Origin of the sequence: Nostoc sp. UHCC 0251 (genome assembly GCF_034932245.1) — a bacterium.
Lineage (GTDB): Bacteria > Cyanobacteriota > Cyanobacteriia > Cyanobacteriales > Nostocaceae > Nostoc.
Window position 1 is genome coordinate 1 of record NZ_JAYGHD010000135.1, and the last position, 9,799, is coordinate 9,799.

At 39.9% G+C, this 9,799-nt stretch carries 6 protein-coding genes; 2 read left to right on the plus strand and 4 right to left on the minus strand.

The window, feature by feature from the left end; genetic code table 11:
• Nucleotides 1-21: 21 nt before the first annotated feature.
• Nucleotides 22-3,078, minus strand: a complete 3,057-nt coding sequence (locus tag VB740_RS15135) for a peptidase domain-containing ABC transporter (protein ID WP_323200805.1) — start codon at nucleotides 3,076-3,078, stop codon at nucleotides 22-24.
• A gap of 1,300 nt (nucleotides 3,079-4,378) precedes the next feature.
• Between VB740_RS15135 and VB740_RS15140 the strand changes: the two genes are divergently transcribed.
• Nucleotides 4,379-4,492: an NAD(P)-binding protein gene (locus tag VB740_RS15140; protein WP_323200806.1), complete on the plus strand. Its 114-nt coding sequence runs from the start codon at nucleotides 4,379-4,381 to the stop codon at nucleotides 4,490-4,492.
• A gap of 165 nt (nucleotides 4,493-4,657) precedes the next feature.
• Here VB740_RS15140 and VB740_RS15145 read toward each other — a convergent pair whose 3' ends face one another.
• The gene (locus tag VB740_RS15145) at nucleotides 4,658-5,146 is read right to left on the minus strand and encodes a TIGR00725 family protein (RefSeq protein ID WP_323200807.1); all 489 of its coding nucleotides are present in this window, start codon (nucleotides 5,144-5,146) and stop codon (nucleotides 4,658-4,660) included.
• 345 nt (nucleotides 5,147-5,491) lie between these two features.
• Here VB740_RS15145 and VB740_RS15150 point away from each other — a divergent pair, with 345 nt between their 5' ends.
• Nucleotides 5,492-5,995: a DUF6174 domain-containing protein gene (locus tag VB740_RS15150; protein ID WP_323200808.1), complete on the plus strand. Its 504-nt coding sequence runs from the start codon at nucleotides 5,492-5,494 to the stop codon at nucleotides 5,993-5,995.
• A 405-nt stretch (nucleotides 5,996-6,400) separates the two neighbouring features.
• On the opposite strand, the gene VB740_RS15155 is transcribed toward VB740_RS15150, so the two are convergent.
• Together VB740_RS15155 and VB740_RS15160 are read right to left on the minus strand one after the other, a co-directional pair.
• Nucleotides 6,401-6,895, minus strand: a complete 495-nt coding sequence (locus VB740_RS15155) for a DUF6174 domain-containing protein (protein ID WP_323200809.1) — start codon at nucleotides 6,893-6,895, stop codon at nucleotides 6,401-6,403.
• A gap of 97 nt (nucleotides 6,896-6,992) precedes the next feature.
• On the minus strand, nucleotides 6,993-9,799 hold a 2,807-nt coding region (locus VB740_RS15160; protein ID WP_323200810.1), incomplete at its 5' end, for a COR domain-containing protein.

Here is a 9,799-nt window from a genome sequence, read left to right on the forward strand (position 1 = left end):
CCCAATGCCCAATGCCCAATTTCAACCAACTTGAGCCAGTTGTTGTTGATTCAGGTAGTAATAATGACCTTTTTTAGTGATTAATTCGTCGTGAGTACCGCTTTCCACCAAAACGCCTTGATCTAAAACCAGGATCAAGTCAGCGTTGCGGACTGTAGAGAGGCGATGGGCAATGATTATACTTGTACGTCCTTGAAGAATTGTTTTGAGGTTGTTTTGAATAATTCGTTCTGATTCCGAATCTAGGTGGCTGGTGGCTTCATCAAACAGTAATAACCGAGGATTTCCGAGCAGAGCACGAGCGATCGCTAGGCGTTGGCGCTGTCCACCAGAAAGCATACCGCCGCCCTCACCAATTTCGGATTCGTAACCCATCGGTAGTTTTTGAATAAATTCATCGGCTCCGGCATATTTTGCTGCTTGGATAATTTCTTCTAAAGAGGCATTTGGATGAGCGATCGCAATGTTTTCCCGAATAGTCCCACCAAAGAGAAAAGTATCTTGGTCTACAACACCAATTTGAGAACGGAGCGATCGCAAGGAAACACTACTGATGTCACGACCATCAATGAGTAGTTTGCCATCTGTCGGTGGGTATAAACCTAAAATCAATTTACTCAAGGTTGTTTTTCCAGAACCACTGCGTCCTACCACTGCTACCATCTGTTCTGGCTGGATTTCAAAGTTAAGATTTTCTAAGACGTTAGTCTCAGTTTCTGAGTGATAGCGAAAGGTGACATTCTGAAAGCTAATGTGACCGCGTAGCTTACCTAACGACTTTCGGGGTTTAGTTTCCAAATCTTCTTCTGGTTCCGCCTCCAACACATCATTTATGCGTTCTGTGGAAATCACAATTTCTTGCAATTGATTCCACAGCATAGATAGCCGCTGGAAAGGACTCAAGACGTTACCCACCAACATATTGAAAGCAACTAATTGTCCAATAGTCAGTTCGCCATTAATTACCTGGGTCGCTCCGTACCACAACAATCCAGTATTTACAAAAGTTTGGATGACGCCACTGATAATTTGCAGTTGATTACCAATTATTTGAGCATTAAAGGCTTTTTTGACCAAATCATTCAGCAGTTCCTCCCAACGCCAGCGCACAGTCTGTTCAATTGACAATGAGCGGACGGTACGAATTCCGCTGAGGGATTCTATGAGATAGCTTTGTTCTTTAGCGCCTGCATTAAAAATTTCTCTAGACATGCGACGCAAAATATTTGTGCTAGCCAGCGCCAAGATAAAAAATGGCGGTACTGTACACAACACAAATAATGACATCCGCCAGCTATAAGAGAACATCAAGGCCAGATAAACCACCAATGTCAGCATATCCAACAAGATGGAGAGTGTCTGACCGGTGAGGAATTGCTGAATTTTCTGGTTTTCTTGGATGCGTGAGACTATATCTCCAACAAAACGCGACTCAAAATAAGAAAGGGGCAACCGAAAGGTATGTTTAATAAAACCTACCAATAGGGAGATGCTAACGCGGTTAGCAGTATGAAATAGCAGATATTGCCGTAGAGCGTTGACAGCGACACCAAATAACCCAAAAATAATCATCCCCAAACCAATAGCGTTTAAGGTTGTAACGCTACGTTGGACAAGTACTCTATCGAGCAATAACTGAGTGAATACTGGCGTTACCAGTCCAAATAATTGGATTAGTACAGAAGCTATAAAGATTTCTAATAGTGTCCGATAGTGAGGTTTGATTAACTCAAAAAACTTCCAAAAGCTTGCACTTTCGTTTTTAGTATTTTTTAATAGGGCTGTAGGTTGCAGTAACAATGCATAACCACTCCAACCTGCTTGAAATTCAGCTTTTGTCAAACTACGTTGACCAAGAGCGGGATCGCATACAATCACCCGCTTTTTCGTGATTTCATAGACAACAATGAAGTGGTTGCCTTTCCAGTGGATAATTGCAGGTAAAGATTGTTCTGCTAATTTATCAAGAGTGGCTTTCACCGGACGGGTGGCAAAACCCAGGTTTTCTGCTGTGGCTGCCATAGCCTTTAGAGATGCACCACTGCGGTTGACGTTGGTCATATCCCGCAGGCGATTAATACTAAAATGCTTGCCCCAATAGTTACCAATCATGACCAAGCAAGCAGAGCCACAATCGGCAGCGCTTTGTTGGGCATAGAAGGGATAGCTCTTAGTGAGGTGTCTCCACCAATGCCCCACTTGCACTTTCGGACTGGGAAAGTAAAAAGATGATTTTTTTGGTTGTTGTTGTGACTGCTGCTCTCGTTGGGGAAAAGGAATGATTTTAGATTTTGGAGGTTGGGAAGTTTTTTCCCCACTCCCCACTCCCCACTCCCCACTACCGAGTCCCCATTTCCCCAACTCTGGAAAGTATTCTAGTGCTGTTTGCCTCTCAGAGTTTTTCAGAATGTAAGCAATTGTTGGTTGTGTTGCTTGCCAATCACCTTGTTCTGGTTGAGCAAAGATTGTACCTGGTGTCAAAGAATGACCTTGAGAATGTCGTAGTTGACCTCTGTACAATAACCACAATTGCGAATCTTGAGATATTTGCGTTGTGATAGAGCCAGTTTCCAAATGCTCTCGCTCAAAGAGAGATAAGGCTTTGAGCATCCCTGGTACAAGTGAAGTATGGCACGGTAATTGTGAGGTTTGACGACATAACAACAGCAAATCCCAAAGTTCTGCACGGGCAAAAAGGCGATCGCGAATATTAGGATACTTGTCCATCAATATTTGCAATGCATCCTGCCTAAAATAGCCAAGTTTTAAGCTTGTTGAGGCTCTGACTACATAAGGGCTAAAGTCAGCTTCGGGAAACAGAGTCAATTCGCCGAAAACAGACCATGCACCAAAGGTAGTGATTAAATTCTCAGAGCTATCCAACAGTCGGACTTTACCTGTAAGGATAATGTATATACCAGGATTCGTCTGTGCGGATTGCCAGAACTGCTTTGCTAGTGGTGGCTCCACAGTTTCCATTGCTGCCAGTAGGTTTTCTAATTCTTTTTCTGAAAGCTTTGCACCCAAGGTGTACAATAGCCTTTCGCCTACATGTTCCCCAGAAAGCACAGCTGGCATTTTCTAACCTCCAAGACAGAATTGAGCTATTGGTCTAAATTGAAAAAAATAACAAAAAAAATATTAATTATTTGATACTTTTAATATTCAGTAAGGAAACCTTAAATCTTTTGGAAGAAAAGAGTATTGTTTTATAAAAAGGTATTTTTGGTAAGCAGCGCCACTCGTTGTAACAGATTCTTGATGTGACAATCACTAATGTGAATGCTAAGATATTGGGCTAGATGTCTTCCTAAACAAGCCTTTTTGCTCTCTTGCGGTGTCTTAGGCTACCACAAGACTCATGCTTTTCAGCAAGAGGTTGAAGAATGATTTAGAAGCAAAACGTTTAAGGTTTTGCCAAGGTATTAGAATCAATTTAGTAGGCGATGCTTCAGTCTACAAGCCGTAACCTCCAGCATTAAGAAGCTGGCTTTAGGCAGGTTACAGTGAAGAGACGGGAAAAACTCTCAAAACACAGAACGATCTTTTGAGGTTTTACTACTCAATAAAAATCTCACTTAAACAATATTGCTTGGTTTGCTTAAAAGCTACTAAACTCAATCTTTTTACAGTCATGTTTAGTCTCTTTCAAGAATACTGAAATAGGTATGTGAGTTTTCTTATACCTCCTTTAGCGGAATTAGTCTGAGTGGTTAAATAGGTTCACTATAAACATATTTACATCATTAGCTTACACTGATTAACTTCAAGTTTGAATAGCCTTATGCTTATTTTTGTGTAAATTTTCTGAAATATTACATCAGGAACGATTCTTTGCAGAAAAAATACAATTTTCACCCATTTACACATTAAATCTTTAAATCAATAGACAACGAAGTATGGTGCAAGTTATAACAGCACATAATACTCTTGGTTCACCCATTTTGTCGGGAGTTAGAAAAAAGTCTACTCAAAGGTAGAAGACTGATCACCAATTTAAGTGTATATGGTCTTGAGAACCCAAGCAGAGCAAGAATTAAGCTATCAAGAAATGCGTAAAGGACTGTAAATAAATTCTGGCTATATTCTTTGAGGCTTCTCAAAGTTTCTTTTTTGGGCGAACTTCAGTTATACCCGGAACATACTTACAATACTAAACTGCGTCTACCTTGAAAACCGTAAGTAAGTCGGCGTTAAAAAAAACAAGTTAGGTGATGAAATATAAAATCAGTAAATACCTTATAAATTGGTCATTTCACAGCTTTTAGAAAACTAAACATACATGGGTTTTATCATGCCGACTTAGTTAGTTTTTTTGAATTAGAGTAAAGCAGACCTTGATATTCCAGGTTATACTGCGGGTTCTAGTCAAGGTCGAGTGATAGTTATTGGAGCAGGTAAAGCTTGCTTAAGTGCTGCACGGCTATTAAAAACTAAGGGGTACGATGTTACAGTATTGGAAGCTAGCGATCGCCTAAAGTTTTCGCAATAAGCAAGAGTTAATGACATTATTTTTAGCTCTATTGAGAATATACTTTGCTTATTGACATGATGCGGCCGCCCTGGCTCGTGGGCTAACTATACAGTTGTCTGAAGTGGTGAACCAAATTATCTATGACCATCAAAGCGTGTGGGCTTAAACATTACAAATTAAGAATCAGTATAAGATTGTTTTGGCAGTAGCGATCGCACTTTCTACACTCTCCACAATATAAACATTTTCTGGCGATAGCTTTTTGAAGAAAACCTTACTTTCTTCATCGTGAGTCAACAAGATGACTTGCTTACTTGCTTTCAAAGCTAAGGCAATTTCTGAAGCAGTTCCTGCACCCATACCGCAGGCAATAACCACATCACTACTGAGAACGTTAATATTATTCCTAGCATTCCCCATGTCTGTGAAAATAGCAATATCCACACAAGAGGAAATACTATCTTGGTTATCACTGGGAAGAATACCAATAGTTAAACCCTCAGCAGATTTTGCACCTTTACTTACTGCATCCATTACACCGATATTTCTACCGCCTGTGAGTAAAATCCATTCTTGTTGGGCGATAAGTTGACCTAGTATATATGCATTTTGTAAATCATTTGCTGTGGCATTTTTTCCAGGGCCCATCACCCCAATAATAATTTTTCTCATAGAATTTCAAATTCTAGCAGGGTCTTGGTGAATTCCACTCTTATTCAGGCTCATCAGTATTAAGATGCGTTCGCCTTGGAGTTTGTCTGATATTGGCTTCTAAATTTTAGAATGCCAATTTTAAAATTATTCAGTTTTTTGCATAAAACACAAAATTTGAGGTGAATAGTAGTGGAGGCTTGTCCAGCATTTTTTAAGTTTATACTAGAGAATATTCCTGCTATTGCAAGCGGTTGAACATTCTCGGTATAAAATTTGTCCATATTTAGAAGTGATTTCAACTTTCTGGAATCCTATTTAGTCACGCTGAAGTTAGAACTCAACGTTAGTTAACAAAGGATTGATATGCGCTTACCTATTGCTATTGGTGCAATCTTAGTAGCATCTTTGGGTTTGAACGCTCCAGTAATGTCTGTGCCTCCTACGCATGGAGCAAAAGCAGAGATTACTAGCTCGAACTTAACACAGCTAAGAATTAATCGCCGATTGTGGAATCAAAAAAAAATTAGCAACTATAGCTACACTCTTAGCAATACTTGCTTTTGTATTCCTGATTTCAGAGGGCCATTAAATATTGAAGTACGTAACGGCATCACAAAATCTATCACGAATGCTCAAACTGGTAAGCCAGTAGATTTAAAGCTAGTACGACAATATAGTACAATTCCTAAGCTCTTTAATTTGATTGGGAATACGATCAACTCTGGAGAATCCGAACTAACTGTAGTGTACAATCCAAAACTTGGTTATCCAACCCAAATTAATATCGGTAATTTAGCTGCCGATGCTGGAATATTTACTACAATTAGCAATTTTAAAGTACTTCATCAGGGTTCATCCACAAAGTGATGAGGCTGTTTTTAACAATCTGGAGTTGGAGTGTTAGATAGAATCTATAAGCTGTCGCCCATCTAACTTGCAAATTTTTTTGTGTTCACTGCTGACTGTTAGCTGTTAAATGTCAGCAGTCAACAAACCTCATGAGTTATTGTGTAATTTAAAGGCTAATAGCTTATCAAGTTCGGGTGATTACTTACAGCGTATTTCAGCTAAATGAAGTACACGGGTAGAGGCACAACATTGTTGTGCCCTTACGATAATCTGTACTCACTAAGTTGGAAGATGCTGTATATAAAATACATTAATGTAGGTTAGGTTTAGGAAGGAAACCCAACATTTCCAGAGCTTTGTTGGGTTGCGCTTTGCTTAACCCAACCTACAATTTTTCACAAAGCCAAGCGTATTGAGTTATATTTACTTGATCTGTTGTAGATTACTTATTGTAATGAATATTTCATCATCACTTTTTTGCTTATCATAATCAATATTAATTTGAGTAGGATAGCCAAGTGTCGGGTTGTATTGTACAGTCAAGTTATCTGCTTTTTGAATGAACGCATTTCTAATAATATTAAAAAGTTTAGGGATTGTATTATATTTTTGAAATAATGCTTTATCTACTGGGTTTTTACTATCTTTATAAGTAATAGAAGTCGTGACTCCATTACGTACTTCAATAATCACTGGTTCTGTGGCTTTGGGGAAACAAAAGCAACTTCTAGTAAATTCATAGCGATAGTTAGAGATTTTTTTCTGTCTCCATAATCGGTGATTAATCTTAAATTGTTCTAAGGCAAAACTAGTAGACGCTGGTTTTTGGGCTACCTGTATAGGAGGTTGAGAGATTACAGGTGTACTCAAACCCAAAGACGCTACTAAAATGGTACTAATTGCAATTGGTAAACGCATATAAATCCATCTTTAACTTCAATTATTTAGTTTAACGTGCTTCAAGGTCATTGCCAAAAAAATGAAATTATTTTTGACACTCATCCATAGCCTAGTTTTACTCATCTAGACGATCTGCGATCGCATTCAGCAATGACTCAAATCCTGATTCACTGTGAATATCTTCAGTTTGAGTATTCATGTCTCTGAGCAGATCGGTAAGTTTGGCGATCATATTACGTATCTCTCTATATTGGTCAATATCTTCTCGAATCCCCTGCAAATTATCTGCCATAACTTCTTTCATAGCTTTATTCAATTCTTCAATTTCTTCTTCCCAATACTTAATATATTGAACTCTTTCAATAGATTTAAAAATCTTGGCATCTGCTAGAATAATCGGAAATATTCGTTTATAAAAGTCTTTATCTTTAGCGATTTCAACCAGTTCATACATACAATTTTCTGACTTCAAGTACTGATCGCTAATTACTAAAATTACACATGTACCACGGCTCAAACGTTGCATGAATTCTTTAAATCTTTCTTTATAGCCAATTGCATTGGTATCACGAATAATTTTGATGCCTTTAGCTTGAAATGCTTGCTCTATTTTTTCTACAAGTGGTTTACTTTGTTGATCTCGCCAAGTGTAAGAGATAAACACTTCCTTTTGATTACTATCTTTTAGGCGATGTTTTAATGATTCCTCTCTTTGTTGCTCCAGTTCGCTTTGCAACTGTGCAACTTGGGGGTTGATTACCCCATCTGCTTTAGCGGGTTGGAACATAACATCATCGATTAGCCTGCGGACATCTACCATTTCATAGCTGTTTCCGCACTCAATCTGGTAACGACCAGCCTTCAAACGTTTGTAGAGTTCCTCCAGCTCGTAGGAACGAGGTTTTTGACTGTTTTTGCAAGCCTTACAGTTACAAGGAACTTTGGTTTGATATTGCAAACGTTCATAAGAGTTGTGGATTTTTTCCAGTTCATGGGTGATGACAGCCATCAATTCTTTTGTACGGTTTCCGGCTACACGGATTTGAATTTCCCGTTGATTGTAGTTTTCAATGATTTCAGCACGAGTTTGGTCTTTGTTGAGAATAACACCGCTTTTCCAAACGAGTTTTTGCTGTTCAATCCAAGGGTGCGTCTCGACAATAAAGCGGGTGAGGATGCCTTTGGGCATGAATGTATAGGTGTAGCGCAGGATCAGGTTGTGGGGATCATCCCAGGTATACTTAGCTTTTTCAATAGATAGCAATTGAGGCGCAATATAATTGTCACGGCGATCGCGGATTTCGTAGCAAAGCTTGAACTGCATCATTAATTGCAGGAGTTCATCTCGCATATCTGCATATTCGCTGTCTTGCCAAATATCTTTGAGGTCATCCTTGGTAAAACGACCTAGATTTTGCATTACAGTTTGATTATCCAAAACTTTGTAGACGGCAGTTGTCGCCCATTCAGGTTTGAGGATGACGTAGTGTTTGAGTGTAGAATCGTCTTGAAAGTGGAGGCAAACGCCGAGGTCATGAAGATAGCTGCTCAAGCGCAGCATGTCTTTACGGTCAGTTAAATTATTGACTCGGCAAAGGATAAAGTATTCTTCAAGGCTGATGTAATTTCGGGAATCGTTCTCTAGGGCGTTTCTGACTCTTACCCAGAGTTTTGGTAGAGGTGTACCAACGTGGTCAAGATTACTGATGTAAAGTTGAATAGCCTTTTTAATCTCTGCCAAACCGCGATTATCAGCTAAATTGGTTGGCAGAATTTCCTTCAAGTTGTCAAATTCTCCTCGTAACTGCCCTCCATTAACTTCGCACTGACGGTCTTTTTTTTCGTTTTTGATGATGAGAACTGGACTTTTATCGCTCAAAAGTTCGACAACCTTAAGCCACCAGTAAAAATCAGTATTTTCTTTGCGAGTGTCGGCAACTAAAGCATACAGAGAACGCTTGCTGAGGAAAAACTGATGGGTTTGATGGTAGATTTCCTGACCACCAAAATCCCAGATGTTGACGCGAAAATCTTTGCCATTGGGCTGTGTAAAGTCCCACTGGATCACCTCAATGCCTTCAGTTGATTCCTCATTTTGAAGTTCATAGGTTTCGTCTTTGATTTTCTTGGCTAAAGAGGTTTTACCGGCTCCTCCTTCGCCAACAATCAAGAATTTTGCTTCGTAGAAAGGTTCTGTTTCGGCTGGATCTTGCACCCGAAAATAGAAATCGAGAATTTCATTCACATCACCCGGATCTTGGTATTTAGTCTTCGACCCCAAAATCTCTGGTGGAATGGGGACTGGATTTTGACGAAGATCCAGCTTTTTCAGGTTTGACAGTTGCCTGATTTCCGGTGGCAGACTGCTCAGTTGATTACTGCTGAGGTAGAGGGATTGCAGGTTGGTGAGTTGGACAATTTCCGGTGGCAGACTGCTCAGTTGATTGTTGTCGAGGTAGAGGGTTTGCAGGTTGGTGAGTTGGACAATTTCCGGTGGCAGACTGCTCAGTTTATTTTTCTGGAAGTTAAGGAATTGCAGGTTGGTGAGTTGGCCAAATTCCGGTGGCAGACTGCTCAGTTGATTGTTGTCGAGGTCGAGGGTTTGCAGGTTGGTGAGTTGACCAAATTCCGGTGGCAGACTGCTTAGTTGATTGTTGTCGAGGCGGAGGGATGGCAGATTGGTGAGTTGGACAATTTCCGGTGGCAGACTGCTTAGTTGATTGTTGTGGAAGTTAAGGAATTGCAGATTGGTGAGTTGGACAATTTCCGGTGGCAGACTGCTCAGTTGATTTTCGTAGAGGTGGAGGGTTTGCAGGTTGGTGAGTTGGCCAATTTCCGATGGCAGATTGCTCAGTTGATTACTGCCCAGGTCGAGGGTTTGCAGGTTGGTGAGTTGGACAATTTCCGGTGGCAGACTGCTCA

Coding starts and splice junctions, on each gene's coding strand:
- VB740_RS15135 (WP_323200805.1), bottom strand. CDS start 3,078: ATGCCAGCTGTGCTTTCTGGGGAACATGTAGGCGAAAGGCTATTGTAC.
- VB740_RS15145 (WP_323200807.1), bottom strand. CDS start 5,146: ATGAGAAAAATTATTATTGGGGTGATGGGCCCTGGAAAAAATGCCACA.
- VB740_RS15150 (WP_323200808.1), top strand. CDS start 5,492: ATGCGCTTACCTATTGCTATTGGTGCAATCTTAGTAGCATCTTTGGGT.
- VB740_RS15155 (WP_323200809.1), bottom strand. CDS start 6,895: ATGCGTTTACCAATTGCAATTAGTACCATTTTAGTAGCGTCTTTGGGT.